Annotated in this window: 1 protein-coding gene; it reads left to right on the forward strand. The window is 42.9% G+C overall.

The genetic code is table 11. The features are described from left to right. Nucleotides 1–131: 131 nt before the first annotated feature. The coding region (locus ACYVTD_RS17115; protein ID WP_461248845.1) for an MBL fold metallo-hydrolase at nt 132–420 on the forward strand (289 nt) is incomplete at its 3' end.

Genomic DNA, 420 nt, shown 5'->3' on the forward strand with positions numbered 1-420 from the left:
GTTCTATTCCGACATCGGTATCGCCGTCCTGTATTAAAAGTAAAATTTCCGCAATCGTGGAGCAGATTACTGTCGATGATTTGGCAAGCGCGGAAAGCAGGGAAAGATTTTTATCGGGGCTTCCGCCTTGGTTGTTTGGCACTACGGGCGGAAATAGTCCGTGCGTAAGCGTTTCTCTTGATAATAATAAAGATGAATGTATTGTCTTTGATTGCGGCTCCGGTTTGCGAGAGTTGGGAATAGCGCAGGCAAGCGCTGAAAATAAAATAAAACATTATCATATTTTTCTTTCGCATTTTCATTGGGATCATATACAGGGGCTTCCTTTCTTTGGACCGGGTTATAATCCCGCGGTAAAAATAGATTTTTATTCGACGGCGGGCAATTTGGAAAAAATATTAAGCGGGCAAATGGTTCACC

The sequence above is a fragment of the Treponema sp. R6D11 genome (assembly GCF_054786075.1).